General features: G+C 67.5%; 12 protein-coding genes. 5 read left to right on the top strand and 7 right to left on the bottom strand.

The features are described 5' to 3' along the window. The first annotated feature begins 17 nt into the window (after positions 1-17). On the top strand, positions 18-512 hold the full coding sequence (locus tag ABV408_RS01840; protein ID WP_353980803.1) for a DUF2878 domain-containing protein: 495 nt from the start codon (positions 18-20) through the stop codon (positions 510-512). Here the strand turns inward: ABV408_RS01840 and ABV408_RS01835 are convergent. Further along, positions 503-2,335: an EAL domain-containing protein gene (locus ABV408_RS01835; RefSeq protein WP_353980802.1), complete on the bottom strand. Its 1,833-nt coding sequence runs from the start codon at positions 2,333-2,335 to the stop codon at positions 503-505. The two genes, ABV408_RS01840 and ABV408_RS01835, sit on opposite strands and share 10 nt — an antisense overlap. Positions 2,336-2,602: 267 nt before the next feature. On the opposite strand from ABV408_RS01835, the gene fabA reads away from it, so the two are divergent. Both fabA and fabB read left to right on the top strand, forming a co-directional pair. Continuing rightward, positions 2,603-3,118, top strand: a complete 516-nt coding sequence (gene fabA / locus ABV408_RS01830; protein WP_106418797.1) for a 3-hydroxyacyl-[acyl-carrier-protein] dehydratase FabA — start codon at positions 2,603-2,605, stop codon at positions 3,116-3,118. A gap of 13 nt (positions 3,119-3,131) precedes the next feature. Then, positions 3,132-4,349: a beta-ketoacyl-ACP synthase I gene (gene fabB, locus ABV408_RS01825; protein ID WP_035470410.1), complete on the top strand. Its 1,218-nt coding sequence runs from the start codon at positions 3,132-3,134 to the stop codon at positions 4,347-4,349. Positions 4,350-4,520: 171 nt separating this feature from the next. Here fabB and ABV408_RS01820 read toward each other — a convergent pair whose 3' ends face one another. Continuing rightward, positions 4,521-5,279 carry a 1-acyl-sn-glycerol-3-phosphate acyltransferase gene (locus ABV408_RS01820; RefSeq protein WP_207037167.1) on the bottom strand — a complete coding sequence of 253 codons (759 nt, stop codon included), beginning with the start codon at positions 5,277-5,279 and terminating at the stop codon, positions 4,521-4,523. Next, positions 5,276-6,154 (bottom strand): sugar nucleotide-binding protein, encoded by an 879-nt coding sequence (locus tag ABV408_RS01815; RefSeq protein WP_353980801.1) that lies wholly within the window; start codon positions 6,152-6,154, stop codon positions 5,276-5,278. Before ABV408_RS01815 ends, ABV408_RS01820 begins: the two co-directional genes overlap by 4 nt. Before the next feature lie 309 nt (positions 6,155-6,463). Here ABV408_RS01815 and ABV408_RS01810 point away from each other — a divergent pair, with 309 nt between their 5' ends. Then, entirely contained in the window at positions 6,464-7,336 is an 873-nt protein-coding gene (locus tag ABV408_RS01810; RefSeq protein WP_353980800.1) for an SMP-30/gluconolactonase/LRE family protein, read from the top strand. A 19-nt stretch (positions 7,337-7,355) separates the two neighbouring features. Here the strand turns inward: ABV408_RS01810 and ABV408_RS01805 are convergent, their stop codons facing one another. From ABV408_RS01805 to ABV408_RS01795, 3 genes are all read right to left on the bottom strand, one after another. After that, positions 7,356-9,407: an OPT family oligopeptide transporter gene (locus ABV408_RS01805; RefSeq protein ID WP_353980799.1), complete on the bottom strand. Its 2,052-nt coding sequence runs from the start codon at positions 9,405-9,407 to the stop codon at positions 7,356-7,358. 374 nt (positions 9,408-9,781) lie between these two features. Next, complete coding sequence (locus ABV408_RS01800; protein ID WP_353980798.1) at positions 9,782-10,390, bottom strand: single-stranded DNA-binding protein; 609 nt, start codon at positions 10,388-10,390, stop codon at positions 9,782-9,784. A 36-nt stretch (positions 10,391-10,426) separates the two neighbouring features. Further along, positions 10,427-11,809, bottom strand: a complete 1,383-nt coding sequence (locus ABV408_RS01795; protein WP_353980797.1) for an MFS transporter — start codon at positions 11,807-11,809, stop codon at positions 10,427-10,429. 206 nt (positions 11,810-12,015) lie between these two features. On the opposite strand from ABV408_RS01795, the gene uvrA reads away from it, so the two are divergent. Beyond that, positions 12,016-14,874: an excinuclease ABC subunit UvrA gene (gene uvrA / locus ABV408_RS01790; protein ID WP_353980796.1), complete on the top strand. Its 2,859-nt coding sequence runs from the start codon at positions 12,016-12,018 to the stop codon at positions 14,872-14,874. Between the two features lie 257 nt (positions 14,875-15,131). Here the strand turns inward: uvrA and rplQ are convergent, their stop codons facing one another. Continuing rightward, positions 15,132-15,518 carry a 50S ribosomal protein L17 gene (gene rplQ, locus ABV408_RS01785; protein WP_207037160.1) on the bottom strand — a complete coding sequence of 129 codons (387 nt, stop codon included), beginning with the start codon at positions 15,516-15,518 and terminating at the stop codon, positions 15,132-15,134. Positions 15,519-15,579: the final 61 nt, after the last annotated feature.

The following is a 15,579-nucleotide window of genomic DNA, read 5'->3' as shown; positions in this document are numbered from 1 at the left end:
CTGCCGGTAGCGTGGCCATGAGCCAGCGCCGCCCGCTCGCCCTGGTACTCAACGCCCTGGCCTTCCAGGTCGGCTGGTTCGTCTGCGTGCTGGGCGGCTCGCTGCCGGCACTGCTCACCCTGGGGCTGATTGTGAGCGCCCACTGGCGCTGGCTGGCGCGCCCCGGCGAGTGGCGCTGGTGGCTGGGCTTTGCGCTACTCGGGGTAGTGGTGGACGGCAGCCTGGTGGCCCTGGGCGGCATCCGCCTGACCACGGGCTGGCCACTGTGGCTGTGGGCGCTGTGGCCGCTGTTCGCCACCACCCTGCACCACTGTCTGGCGTGGCTGTGGCCGCATCGTTGGCTGGCGCTGCTGTGTGGCGCCGTGGGCGGGCCGCTGAGCTACCTCTCGGGCGCAGCGCTGGCCGGGGCAGAGATCGCCACCTGGGCGCTGGTCGTGGAAGCGCTGGTGTGGGCGGGGCTGTGCGTCGGGGTCAGCTGGCGGCTGGGCGGGGCCGACGCGGCTCAGGCGTAGGTCGCGCTGGCCGGCTTCAAGCGCTGAGCCACGGCGCTGGCGGGCTGCGGGCGGGCATAGAGGAAGCCCTGGACGTGACGGCAGCCACGCGCCATCAGGAAACTGCGCTGGGCTTCGGTTTCCACCCCCTCGGCGATCACGTCGAGGTTGAGCCCCTGGGCCATCGCCAGCACCGCCGAGGTGATCGCGGCATCGGCGTGGTCATGGGGCAGCGCGCGGATGAACTCGCGGTCGAGCTTGAGCTTGTCGATCGGCAGCCGCTTGAGATAGGCCATCGAGGAGTAGCCGGTGCCGAAATCGTCGATCGCGATCTGCAGCCCTTCGCGCCGCAGCGCTTCGAGCCGGGGCGAGATATCGCCGGCGCGCTCGTCGAGCAGTACCGACTCGGTGAGTTCGAGGCCGAGATAACTCGGCGCCACCCGATACTGGCTCAAGGTCGAGATCAGGCGCGACTCGAGATCGCCCTGGATCAGCTGCAGCGCGGAGATATTGACCCACACCGGCACCACCGTCAGCCCCTGGTCGCGCCAGTTGGCGAGCTGCGCCACCGCCTGATCGATGACCCAGGCGCCGAGGGCCGGCATCAGCCCGTGGCGCTCCGCCAGCGGAATGAAGTCGCCGGGCGGGATCATGCCCTCCTTGGGATGGTGCCAGCGCAGCAGCGCCTCCATGCCGATCAGCTCGCCATCGTCGAGACGGTGCTGGGTCTGGTAGTAGACCTCGAGCTGATCGTTCTGTGCCAGCGCCTGGCGCAGCTCGTTGATGATCGCCAGCTGGCGGTCGCCCTCGACCTCCAGCGAGGGGCGAAAGCGGCGGTCGTGGTTGCGACCGTGGCGCTTGGCGCTGTAGAGCGCCGATTCCAGCCGCTGGAACAGCACCCCCGCCTCCTTGCCATCCTCCGGCGCGCGGCAGCTGCCGATGGTCAGCCCCAGGCGCAGGGTATTGTCGTCGATCTCGAACGGCTCGCTCAGGTGGCGGCGCAGCCCCGCCACCCACTTCTCGTGATCGTCGAAGGTGGTGGTCCGGATCACCATGAACTCGTCGCCGCCGAGCCGCCCCACGATGCCTCCGGCGACCTGTGCCGCCAGCCGCTGGCCGAAACGCGCCAGCAGGCGGTCGCCGCTGTCCACACCCAGGCCGTCATTGATCGCCTTGAAGCCATCGATATCGATCAGCGCCAGGTCCAGCCCCTCGCCGGCGCGCAGGTGGCGCAGCCGGGAGGCGAGTAGATCGTGCAGCCGCCGCCGGTTGGGCAGCCCGGTCAGCGGGTCCTCGAAGCCGATCCGGCGCAGATCCTGTTCGCGTGCCTTGTGGCGGCTGATATCGGTGAACAGACCGACGTAGTGCGACACCCGCCCCTTGCTGTCGTGGCAGGCACGCACGCGCAGCCACTCGGGGTACTGGTCGCCATGCTTGCGCTGGTTCCAGATCTCGCCCTCCCAGCGCCCGGTGGCCGCGAGCGCCTGCCAGTAGCGGTCATAGAAGGCCTTGTCATGGCGCCCGGAGGAGAGCGCGGAGGGGTCGAGTCCCTCGATCTCGTCGAGGGTATAGCCGGTGATCTGGGTGAAGGCGGGGTTGATGGTGATCAGACGATTGGCGGCATTGGTGATCATGATGCCGTCCTGGGAGAGTTCGAGCGCCTGCTCGCTGAGCCGGCGGCGCTGATGCTCGAGACGGATCTGGCGCCAGCCATCGGCCAGACCGACCACGACCAGCGCCAGCGCCGCGAGGCGAAGCATCAGAAAGGGCAACAGACTGGCGGCGGCCAGCGCCGCGAGTCCCAGCCAGACCAGCGGTCGATTCAGCGAAAAAGAAGGCCACATAGATCTTCGGTTATGGTCGTTATACGAATCGACTCAGGTCGATACTCACCCACTCGCTCCCGCCTCGCATCATGCCCCCTCGGCGCGCGCCAGGGCAAGCGCGGCCGGCGCCACTCTCCGGGCACGGCGCCAAGCGGGCGGCGATTGCACGCAAAAGCGCACAAGACTAGCCTTTGGGCCACGTGCATTCGCTGCCCACAGCCATTAGACTGGCCCCGCCTCGCAACCCATGCAGGCACACTCTTTTTCGATTCTCGGAACGATCTAGTGACCAGACAGCACTCTTTCAGCCACGACGATCTGCTGAAATGCAGCCGGGGCGAACTGTTCGGCCCCGGCAACGCCCAGCTCCCCGCGCCCAACATGCTGATGCTCGATCGCATCACGCAGATCAACGAGGATGGCGGCAAGTACCACAAGGGCGAGATCATCGCCGAGTTGGATATCCACCCCGACCTGTGGTTCTTCCAGTGCCATTTCCCCGGTGACCCGGTGATGCCTGGCTGCCTCGGCCTCGACGCCATGTGGCAGCTGGTCGGCTTTCACCTCGGCTGGCTGGGCAACCCGGGGCGCGGTCGGGCACTGGGTTGCGGCGAGGTCAAGTTCTCGGGCCAGATCCTGCCCGACGCCGGCCAGGTCTCCTACCACATCGAGATCAAGCGCGTGATCACGCGTCGCCTGGTCCTGGGGATCGCCGACGGCACCCTGGCGGTGGACGGCAAGGACATCTATCAGGCCAAGGATCTGCGCGTCGGCCTTTTCACCAACACTGAGACTTTCTGAGCGGGAGGCTTCCATGAAACGAGTGGTAGTCACCGGACTGGGTATCGTGTCCTGTCTGGGCAATGACGCCCGGCAGGTACTGGATGCCCTGCGCCAGGGACGCTCCGGCATTCGCTACAAGCCGGAATACGCCGAGCTCGGTTTCCGCAGTCAGGTGGCGGGGAGCGTCGAGATCGATATCGACGCGCTCGTCGACCGTAAACAGCTGCGCTTCATGGGCGACGCCGCGGCCTATGCCTATATCGCCATGCAGCAGGCGATCGACGACTCGGGCCTGGCCGCCGATGCCATCTCGAATCCGCGCACCGGCCTGATCGCCGGCTCCGGTGGCGCCTCCAGCGCCAACCAGGTCGAGGCGGCGGACATCATGCGCCAGAAGGGCCTGCGCCGTGTCGGCCCCTATCGTGTCACCCGGACCATGGGCAGCACCGTCTCGGCGTGCCTGGCGACGCCGTTCCAGATCAAGGGGATCAACTACTCGATCTCCTCGGCCTGCGCCACCTCGGCACACTGCATCGGCAGCGCGGTGGAGCAGATCCAGCTGGGCAAGCAGGACGTGGTCTTCGCCGGTGGCGGCGAGGAGGAACACTGGACGCTGTCGTGCCTGTTCGACGCCATGGGTGCGCTGAGCACCGGCTACAACGACACGCCGGAAAAAGCCTCGCGCCCCTACGACACCGATCGCGACGGTTTCATCATCGCCGGCGGTGGCGGCATGCTGGTGGTCGAGGAGCTGGAGCACGCCAAGGCACGCGGCGCCAAGATCTATGCCGAGATCACCGGCTACGGTGCCACCTCCGACGGCCACGACATGGTCGCCCCCTCGGGTGAAGGCGCGGCGCGCTGCATGCGCCAGGCGCTCGCCGGCCTCGACGGTAGCGTCGACTACATCAACACCCACGGTACCTCGACGCCGGTGGGCGATGTCGCCGAGCTCAAGGCGATCCGTGACGTGTTCGGCGACACCACGCCGGCGATGAGTTCGACCAAGTCGCTCACCGGCCACTCGCTGGGTGCCACCGGGGTCCAGGAAGCGATCTACTCGCTGCTGATGATGGAAAACCGCTTCCTGTGCGCCTCGGCCAACATCGACAACCTCGATGAACAGGCCAGCGGTTTCGACATCGTGCGCCAGCGCCGCGACGACGTCGACATCAAGCGCGTGCTCTCCAACAGCTTCGGCTTCGGCGGCACCAACGCTTGTCTGGTGTTCGACCGCTACGACGGCTGAACCCAGGACGGCCGAACCCAGGTAAGCTCGATCGCAAAAAGGCGCCCCGCGGGGCGCCTTTTTCGTGGCCGGTCTCTTTCCTAGCCGACTTCTCTCATAGCCAACCTCTACCGTAGCCGCGGCTCTGCCCTGCCCCACCTGCCGTCAGGCTGGCTGGCGTGGGAGACGCGCTCAGGAGGGCAGCTTGGTGGGCGCCTCCTGCACACCCTGCGGTGGCCGCGGCACCTCGGAGATCTCTCCCAGCCGCGCCTCGATCCACTGCTCCACATCCGCCAGCACGGCGTCCGGTGTGCGCCCTTCGGTAGCGATCGGCTCGCCCACCACCACCCGCAGCTCGCCGGGCTGCTTGACCCAGTGACGCCCCCAGCGCTCGCCGGCATTGTGTGCCACCGGCAGCACCGGCACCCCGGCGCGGCAGGCGATCACCGCACCGCTCTTGTTGAAGCGCCGCCGCTGCCCCGGCGCCACCCGCGTCCCCTCGGGGAAGATCAACACCGAGAGCCCCTCATCCAGCCGCTGCTTGCCGTGGGAGAGCACCTGACGCATGGCGGTGGACGGTTTGGAGCGATCCAGCGGAATCGGCTTGAGCAGGCGCACCCCCCAGCCGAACAGCGGGATGCTCAGCAGCTCCTTCTTGAGCACCGTGCAGATCGGCGTCTTCAGCAGCTGCAGATAGACTGTCTCCCACTCGCTCTGATGGTTGGCCAGCACCACGCAGGGCCCCTCAGGCACACGTTCGCGCCCTTCGATGCGATAACGCACGCCGCAGGTCAGCGACAACCAGCGCATGATGAAGCGATTGTGGCAGTTGAACAGGCGGAAGCGGCCACGCAGTGGCAGCATCAGTCCCAGCGGCAACATCAACAGCCCCGAGACCAGAATCGCCAGAAAATAGCCGGCGTAGAAGAGCAGACTGCGAATCACGTTCATGTCTCGGCCACCGTTTCCTGGCTTCCGTAGTGCTGCTGACACCAGCTATCCAGCATCAGCCCGAGTTCCACCCGCCACGCCTTCTGGTGGATGCCGAAGACATCGAGCAACCGGCGGCAGTCGAGTACCCGCCGCAGCGGCGTATCGTGGTGCTGATTGAGCGCCTTGATTTCGCCCAGCTCGGCGGTCTGGCCGACCCCTTCCAGGCGCGTCGCCAGCTGGGTCCTGACCACCGAGACGAAGGTGTAGCGGCTGATCGGCTCGACCCCGCAGAGGTGGTAGGTGCCCCAGGCGCTGGCGCCGCTGTCGAGCTGCAGCAGGATACCGCACAGCGCCCGCGCCACCGCGCTGACCGAGGTCGGACAGACGATCAGGTCCTGGGCCGAGCGGGTCGTCTCGCCGCCTTGGAGTGCCGCGATCAGCGGGCCGAGCCAGCTATCCTCGCCGTCGAGCCCGAACAGCGGCCCCAGGCGCAATACCAGGTGGCGCGGATGACGACGCAGCCGCTCACCGGTGGTGACCAGCCGGCGTAGGGTCTCGTCGCGTGGCGCTGGCATCGCGGTCTCGTCGATCGGGATGTCGGCGCCATCCTCGAACAGGGTATCCGAGACGCACCAGATCAACGCGATCTGCTGCTGCCGGCACAGGTCGATCAGCGCCTCGAGATGATCGCAGTGGGCGTAGACATCGGCCGGTTCGGCCTGCCCCGGGTCCGACAGCGGCGGTACGATCACCGCAGCCGGCGCCAGCGAGGCAAGGGTAGCCGCATCCGGCAACCGCTCGAGCGGAGCAAAGGTGATGTCGCTGCGGCTGTCGGCGAGACGCGTCAGCGCCACGCCGAGACAGTGGCGGGGATGGGCGATCAGGCACTTCACGCTGCCACCTCGATGGCTGGTGACTGGATAGCGGGTGATGCGATGACTTGTGGCTCGATGGCGCCCACCTCGATAGCTTCCACGCTGTTCTCTCCTTGATCTGTGGAACCACTGCCTAAAGGCCTGCACGGACTCGGCGTCCCCAGCGCCTGACTGCGTTGCGCGGTACCGCTGCGCCAGCCCGCCGCGCGGCAATCCGGGGCCCCCCGGGCCTGTCGAGCGGCTTCACGCACGCCGAGACGAGAATCTCACCCGGCCCTGCGGACTCGGGCTATGCTGGAGATCACCGCCCATCGACAGGAGAACCCCATGTCCCGAGACGCCACCGCGCTGTGGGAAGTCAACGCCCAGCTGGGCGAAGGTCCCGTCTGGTCACAGGCCCACGGCGCGCTGCTGTTCGTCGATATTCTCGGCGCCCGCCTTCACGCCTGGCGCCCGGCGGACGACACCCGGCGCAGCTGGACACTCAGCGAGGCGTGCTGCTGGCTGCTGCCGCGCGATACCGGCGGTTTCGTCGCCGGGCTGCGCTCGGGCGTGGTCGAGCTCGACTTCGATCTCGAGCAGGGGCCGCGCCCGGGCAAGCGGCTGACGCCGATCGAGTGGCTGCCGGAGGGCGATCGCCTCAACGACGCCAAGAGCGATAGCCACGGCCGGCTCTGGTTCGGCTCGATGGACGATGCCGAGGTCCACGCCGGCGGCTATCTCTATCGTCTCGATGGCCGCGGTCTGGTCGAGATGGATCGCGACTACCACATTACCAACGGCCCGACGATCTCACCCGACGGGGCCACACTCTATCACAACGACAGCGCCCGCCAGACCGTCTTCGCTTTCGATCTGAGCGACTCGGGCGAGCTCTCGCGCAAGCGTGAGCACATTCGTCTCGCCCCCGGTAGCGGCTACCCCGACGGCATGACCTGCGACCGCGAGGGCGGCCTGTGGCTGGCACTCTGGGATGGCCAGCGCGTGGCCCGCTATCACCCCGACGGCAGCCTCGACCGCGAGGTCGCGCTGCCGGTATCGCGCCCCACCTCTTGCGCCTTCGGCGGCGAGGCGTTCGATCGTTTGTTCGTCACCTCGGCGGCGGTGGGCTGCGCCGACGAGCCGCTTGCCGGGGCGCTGTTCGAGATCCCGGTCGAGATCGGCGGCAGCGCGCCGACCCCACTCTCACTGCCGGTATGACCCGCAGCGGGCGCCATCCTCAGGCGCCCTGCGGACGTAGCACGCGGCGATAGAAGCCGAGGCAGACCACGACGAAGACAATCAAACCCAGCCACTGGGCAGTGCCGGCGAATCCGTCACCAACCAGTGCCAGCGGCGCCGGCGAACCGCTCAGCCCGATCACCCCGGCCAGCAGAACACCCACCAGGCTCTCGCCGACGATCAGCCCCGACGCGAGCAGGACCGCACGCCGCCGTGGACGCTCGGCATAGACCGCCAGCTCGACACCCCTGGCCCGGGCGCGGGCACGCAGACGCCGCTCGATCAGCCAGCCGATCACGGCACCGATCACCAGTGGCATGATGATGCTCGGCGGCAGGTAGATGCCGATCCCCACCGCCAGCACCGGTAGCCGTGCGCCGCCGCCGCGCCGGCGCAGCAGCTCGTCGATGCCGATCAGCGCCGCCCCCAGGGCCAGGCCGATGCCGAGCATGCCCCACTCGAGATCGTGGTCGAAGACACCGCGCACGATCGCGGTCATCAGGGAGGCCTGCGGCGCCCCCAGCGCCTGGGACGGGTCCATACCCGGCCGCGGCATGGCACCGGCGAAGCCGTAGGCGTGGTAGAGCAGCGAGAGCACCGGCGGGATCACCAGCGCCCCCACCACGCAGCCGATGATCAGCGCCACCTGCTGACGCCATGGCGTGGCCCCGACCAGGTAGCCGGTCTTGAGATCCTGCAGATTGTCATTGGCGATCGCCGCCACTGCCAGGATCACCGAGGTGACGAACAGCGCCAGCGCCGTCGGCAGGCGCTGGGCGACCGCCGGATCCAGGCTGGCGAGGGCATCGCTGACGGCGCCGAAGCCCAGCAGCATCAGCGAGACCAGGATCACCGCGACGATACCGATACCCGAGATCGGGCTGCTCGAAGACCCCACCAGGCCCGCCATGTAGCCGCAGGCGGCGGCGATCAGAAAGCCGAACACACCGGCGAACAGCACGCAGCCCAGTGTCAGCGTCCAGAGTGGTGCCGCCGCCAGCGTCGGCGCCGCCTGGTGCAGAAAGTGCGCGAACACCAGCGTCAATAGCACCAGCAGCACGGCGGTCAGCCCCAGCAGCAGGCCGGCGGGCAGGTCGCGTTCGGTGCGCGGCGGGCGCGCGTCACCGCCACCGCGCATCGCCCCGAAGGAGGCGCGGATGCCCTGGAGCATCGGCTTGAACAGCGTCGCCAGGGTCCACAGCGCGGCGATGCCGATGGTCCCGGCGCCGATGAAGCGCACCTTCTCCGACCATAGCGCCATCCCCGCCGCCGCCGGGCCCTGCCCCGCCGCCGGCGTGATCGCGGTGAGCCAGGGGACGGCGACGCCCCAGGCGATCAGCGTACCGATCAGCATCGCGAGGCCGCCGACGATCCCCACCAGGTAGCCGGCTCCGACCAGCGCCAGCGAAAAGCCGGTGGCGAGCTGAACGGCGCTGCGCCCCACCGCAAACCACACGCTGATGCTCTCCGCCAGCAGTCGCAGCCCGCCGCTGGCAAAGGCGAACGCTGCCGCCACGCCGGCGCCGAGGGCGATCTCGCCGGCCCCCGTTTTCTCGTGCCGGGCGCTCTCCGGCGTCGCTGCGTCACGCTGGGTCGCCTGGCTGCCGACCTCGAGGATTTCGGCCGCGGCGATCCCCTCGGGATAGGGCAGATCGCTCTGTACCACCATCACCCGGCGCAGCGGGATGGTGTAGAGCACCCCCAGAATGCCGCCGATGGCGCAGATCGCCGAAGTCTGCCAGAACGGAAACCCTTGCCAGTAGCCGATCATCAACAGCCCCGGCAGCACGAAGATGATCGCCGAGAGGGTCCCCGCCGCCGAGGCCTGGGTCTGCACCATGTTGTTCTCGAGCTTGTTGGCCCCGGGCAGGCGGCAGAGCACCGCCATCGAGATCACCGCCGCGGGGATCGCCGAGGCGAAGGTGAGGCCCACCTTGAGCCCCAGATAGACGTTGGAGGCGGTGAACAGCAGGGTGATAGCGGCACCCAGCAGGACGCCACGCAGCGTCAGTTCGGGCAGCCTGACGGCGTCGGGTATCCGGTGTGACATGACAAGAGACTCTCGAGCTGGAAGCGGGACCCGCCGGGCCCCAGCCTGGCGGCGACGCGGGCATCGGCACCGGGATGATCATTAGAAGGCTATCGAACCCGCCATTCTAATCCGCCGTCCACGGGGCGTCGAGCCACTCCACCGGCAAAACAAGAGTGGCCGCCAGGGACGGCGGCCACGACAGAAACGCCGGGAGCGGTTCTGGACGTCGCGCTGCGACGGCCCGAAGGGTGGCCGCCAGGGATGGCGGCCACGACAGAAACGCCGGGAGCGGTTCTGGACGTCGCGCTGCGACGGCCCGAAGGGTGGCCGCCAGGGACGGCGGCCACAAAAAACCCCGCCGAGGCGGGGTCATCGCATGCAGCGCGGGTGAATCAGAACGGGATTTCGTCGTCGAAATCGTCGAAGCTGCCCGGATTCGGCGCGCCGTAGTTGGCATTCTGCTGGTTGGGCTGCGGCGCCGGCTGGTTCTGCGGCGGACGCTGGGGCTGGTTACCGTAGCCGCCCTGCTGAGCCGGCGCCGGCTGCTGCTGGCCATAGCCACCCTGCTGGGCCGGGGCGGGCTGCTGCTGAGCATAGCCACCCTGGGGCTGCTGCGGCGCACCGCCATACTGGCTCTGGTTATAATCACCACCGCCCTGACCGCTGCGCGAGTCGAGCATCTGCATGTCGTTGCCGACGATCTCGGTGGAGTAGCGATCCTGGCCGTCCTGCCCCTGCCACTTGCGGGTCTGCAGGCGCCCTTCGATATAGATCCGCGAGCCCTTCTTGACGTACTGCTGGGCGATCTCCGCCAGCTTGTTGAACAGCACCACGCTGTGCCATTCGGTACGCTCCTGACGCTGGCCGCTCTGACGGTCGGTCCAGGTATCGGTGGTCGCGATGCGCAGGTTGCACACCGGATTGCCCGACGGCAGGAAGCGGACTTCCGGATCCTGTCCCAGGTTGCCGATCAGGATGACTTTGTTCACACCTCGGGCCATCGTTGTCTCCTTGCCTTACCTGCGTTTACGACGCCTTCAGGCGTCGGTTCGTTGCCATTGATTGCCGGTGATACGAGCCAGCGCTTCGGCGTCCAGGCGCTGGCGGTCGACCTTGAGATAGGCGACACGCTCTTCGGGCACGACCATCACGTCCTCGACCCCGGCGACCGAGGCGAAACGCTCGAGCAGTGTATCGAGCATGCCCATGGATTGCGCGTCCAGCGGTACGATTTCGCTCGACAGATGACGCGGCGCGGGCATCTTCCAGACCACCGCCAGCCAGATAGCACCCACCACCGCGGCGCCGAGGAACACGCTGTGGATCCCCAGTTCCTGGGACAGCGCGCCACCCAGGGTGCCGCCCAGGAAGGCGCCGAGGAACTGGCTGGTGGAATAGACCCCCATGGCGGTGCCCTTGGCCCCGGCCGGCGCCAGCTTGCTGATCATCGACGGCAGCGTCGCCTCGAGCAGATTGAACACCACGAAGAAGCCCCACAGCAGCGCCAGCAGCGCGATGCGGTCGTCGCCCAGCTCGCTGAAGCCGAGCAGGATCAAGGTCATCGCCGCCACCGCGCCGACGAACACCGGTTTCATCTTGCGATACTTCTCGGCCACGATCACCAGCGGCACCATGCCCACGAAGGCCAGCGCCATCACCGGTAGATATATCCAGCCGTGGTGCGCCGGGGCGAAGCCCAGAGCTTCGAGCTGGAACGGCAGCGCGACGAAGCAGGCGGTCAGGATCAGGTGCAGGGCGAAGATCGAGAAATCGAGCCGCAGCAGATCGCCCTGCATCAGGGTGGCACGCAGCTGGCGGCGGTCGAGCCCGACATCGCGGTGAGCCATGCGCTGTGGCGCCTTGGGCACCAGCTTCCACAGGATCAGCAGGCCACAGGCGGAGAGCACCGCAGTGAACCAGAACACCCCGGCCAGCCCGCCGATATCGGCGACCAGCGGCCCTACCACCATGGCTACGCCGAAGGCCACACCGATCGAGAGCCCGATGGTGGCCATCGCCGCGGTACGAATCTCCTCGCGGGTCTGGTCGGCGAGCAGCGCCATGATGGCGCCGGCGACCGCGCCGCTGCCCTGCAGGCAGCGACCGATGATGACGACATAGATCGAGGTGGCACTGGCCGCCACCACGCTACCGAGAATGAACAGCAGCAGGCCGCCGGCGATCACCGCCTTGCGCCCGAGCCGGTCGGAGAGCAGGCCGAAGGGGATCTGCAGGATCGCCTGGGTCAGACCGTAGCTACCCAAGGCCAGGCCGACGAGAAAGGGGGTGGCGCCATCGAGATGGTCGGTGTAGAGCGCCAGGATCGGCAGGACCATGAACAGCCCCAGCATGCGCGAGGCATAGAGGCTGGCCAGTCCCACGATCGAGCGCCGTTCGGTAAGGAGAAAACGAGATGTCATGGAAGTCACGGCTGGTGAACTCGGCAGAAGCGAGGATGAATGAGGGAACCAGTCATTTTACGCCTCGCCCGGGTCGAGTGAAAGCGCCGGGCGGCGCCAGGCGCGGCGTCAGCGTCGGCTCACCATTTCCAAGTCGACCACAGTGACCGGTCGCGCCCAACAGACTGCTATACTGGTCGTTTCCCGCTTCGCTGCACGAGGTAGTCATGGACAGCATTCTGGTCAGGGGTGCGCGTACCCATAACCTGAAGGATATCGATGTCGAACTGCCACGTGACAAACTGATCGTGGTCACCGGCCTGTCCGGGTCGGGCAAGTCTTCTCTGGCCTTCGACACCCTCTATGCCGAGGGCCAGCGCCGCTATGTGGAGTCGCTCTCCACCTATGCGCGGCAATTCCTGTCGATGATGGAGAAACCCGACGTCGACCATATCGAGGGGCTGTCGCCGGCAATCTCGATCGAGCAGAAGTCGACCTCGCACAACCCGCGCTCCACCGTCGGCACCATTACCGAGATCTACGACTACCTGCGCCTGCTGTTCGCCCGCGCCGGCACCCCGCGCTGCCCTGACCACGGCGAGGAGCTGGAGGCGCAGACGGTCTCGCAGATGGTCGACCAGGTGCTGGCGCTGCCCGAGGGCAGCCGCCTGATGCTGCTGGCGCCGGTGATCAAGGGGCGCAAGGGCGAGCATCAGCAGCTGCTCGGCGAGCTGCGTGCCCAGGGCTTCGTGCGCGCGGTGGTCGACGGCGAGACCGTCGAACTCGACGACCTGCCGACCCTGGACAAGAAGCGCAAGCACGACATCAGCGTGGTGGTCGACCGCATCAAGGTGCGCGCGGATCTGCAGCAGCGCCTGGCCGAATCGTTCGAGACCGCCCTCAATCTGGCCGACGGCACCGCGATCATCCACTTCATGGATGGCGAGCAGGCGGACCTGGCGTTCTCCTCGCGCTTCGCCTGCCCCATCTGTGGCTACTCGCTGGCCGAGCTCGAGCCGCGGCTGTTCTCGTTCAACAATCCGGCCGGCGCCTGCCCCACCTGCGATGGCCTCGGCGTCCGCCAGTACTTCGATCCGGACAAGCTGATCAGCCACCCGGAGCTGTCGCTGGCCGAAGGGGCGATCAAGGGCTGGGACCGGCGCAGCATCTACTACTTCAGCCAGCTGCAGGCGGTCGCCGAGCACTACCGCTTCACCCTCGACACCCCGTGGGAGGCGCTGGCCCGCCACGAGCGCGAGATCGTGCTCCACGGCAGCGGCAACGACGACATCGCCTTCAGCTACGTCAACGACCGCGGGCGCAAGGTGACCCGCGAACACCCATTCGAGGGCGTGCTGCCCAACCTGGAGCGGCGCTACCGCGAGACCGAGTCGTCGATGGTCCGCGATGATCTGGCCAAGTACCTGGCGGTGCGCCCCTGCCCCAGCTGCGACGGCAGCCGCCTCAAGCGCGAGGCGCGTCACGTCTTCGTCGACGACCACAATCTGCCGCAGATCACCCAGCTACCGGTGGGCGAGGCCTGGACCTACTTCCGTGAGCTGACGCTGCCCGGGCGCAAGGGCGAGATCGCGACCAAGATCGTCCATGAGATCCACGCCCGCCTGGAGTTTCTGGTCAACGTCGGCCTCGACTATCTGACCCTGGAGCGCAGCGCCGATACCCTCTCCGGGGGCGAGGCCCAGCGTATCCGCCTGGCGAGCCAGATCGGCGCCGGCCTGGTAGGGGTGATGTATATCCTCGATGAGCCCTCGATTGGCCTGCACCAGCGCGACAACGACCGTCTACTGCGCACCCTCACCCGGCTGCGCGATCTGGGCAATACGGTGATCGTGGTCGAGCACGACGAGGATGCCATCCGCGCCGCCGACCACGTGCTCGACATCGGCCCCGGCGCCGGTGTGCATGGCGGTACCATCGTCGCCCAGGGTACACCCAAGCAGATCGAGGCCGCCTCGCACTCGCTGACCGGGCAGTACCTCTCGGGCAAGCGCCGGATCGAGGTGCCGCCGCATCGGATTCCGGGCAATCCGGAGAAGCAGCTGCGGCTCACCGGCGCCAGTGGCAACAACCTGCACGACGTCGACCTGACGCTGCCGCTGGGGCTGTTCGTCTGCGTCACCGGGGTTTCCGGTTCGGGCAAGTCGACGCTGATCAACTCGACCCTGATGCCGATCGCGGCGCGCGAGCTCAATCGCGCCACCACGCTGTCGCCGGCGCCCTACCGCAGCATCGAGGGGCTCGACCAGCTCGACAAGATCATCGACATCGATCAGAGCCCGATCGGGCGCACGCCGCGCTCCAACCCGGCCACCTATACCGGGATCTTCACCCCCATCCGCGAGCTCTTCTCGGGCACTCAGGAGGCCCGCGCACGGGGCTACAAGCCGGGGCGCTTCAGCTTCAACGTCAAGGGCGGGCGCTGCGAGGCGTGCCAGGGCGAGGGGATGATCAAGGTGGAGATGCACTTTCTGCCGGACATCTACGTGCCCTGCGACGTGTGCAAGGGCAAGCGCTACAACCGCGAAACGCTGGAGATCCAGTACAAGGGCAAGAACATCCACGAAGTGCTGGAGATGACGATCGAAGAGGCGCTGGAGTTCTTCAGCCCGGTACCCGCGATCGCCCGCCGGCTACAGACGCTGATGGACGTGGGGCTCTCCTACGTGCGCCTGGGGCAGAGCGCGACCACCCTCTCCGGTGGCGAGGCGCAGCGGGTCAAGCTGGCCCGGGAGCTGGCCAAGCGCGACACCGGCCAGACGCTCTACATCCTCGACGAGCCCACCACCGGGCTGCACTTCGAGGATATCCGCCAGTTGCTCGGCGTGCTCCACCGCCTGCGCGACCACGGCAACACCGTGGTGGTGATCGAGCACAACCTGGATGTGATCAAGACCGCCGACTGGCTGATCGACCTCGGACCCGAGGGCGGCTCCGGCGGCGGGCGGATCATCGCCGAGGGTACCCCGGAGCAGGTCGCGGCCCAGGCTCACTCCCACACCGGGCGCTTCCTGGCGCCGCTGCTGCCCTCGCCCAAGACGAGCAAGGGCAAGGCCAAGCGCGCCTGAGCCCCCACCGGAGGCGCCTGCGGGCGCTTCCGCCCCTCCCTGATGGGTATTCCACGGCTGTCGCGTGCCGCGGCCGCTGCGCGTCGGGCGGCCGGGCACTGGAGCGTGAAACTCGCGCCCCTCGATACCCCCGACCTGCAGCGCCCGATCTCTGAGCAAAAAAGTGACGGCAAAAAGAGAGCGCCAAAAAAGAAAGCCGGCTGCCCGATCACTCGGACAGCCGGCTTTGGTGCCGTTCGGCGGAAACGAGGGGCGACTTACTCGTCGCCAGCAGCTTCCTGAACGGCCGGACGATCGACCAGCTCGATGTAGGCCATCGGCGCGTTGTCGCCAGCGCGGAAACCGCACTTGAGCACACGGACGTAACCGCCCGGGCGATTGGCGTAACGCGGGCCAAGCTCGTTGAAGAGCTTGCCGACGGCTTCCTTGGAGCGAGTGCGGCTGAACGCCAGACGGCGATTCGCCACGCTGTCCTGCTTGGCCAGGGTGATCAGCGGCTCGATATGACGACGCAGCTCCTTGGCCTTGGGCAGGGTAGTCTTGATCACTTCATGCTCGACCAGCGAGATGCACATGTTCTTGAACATGGCGTGCCGATGCGAGCTGGTCCGATTCAGATGACGACCACTCTTACGATGACGCATGATTGCTATTCCTTACCAAACTGGTGATTCGAGTCGGCACTCCGGCACCGCCGAGGGCGCG

The organism is Salinicola endophyticus (genome assembly GCF_040536835.1).
In the GTDB taxonomy this organism is placed as follows: domain Bacteria; phylum Pseudomonadota; class Gammaproteobacteria; order Pseudomonadales; family Halomonadaceae; genus Salinicola; species Salinicola endophyticus_A.
Note: the sequence above shows the minus strand (reverse complement) of the source record. Positions and strands in the feature narration are given on the sequence as shown.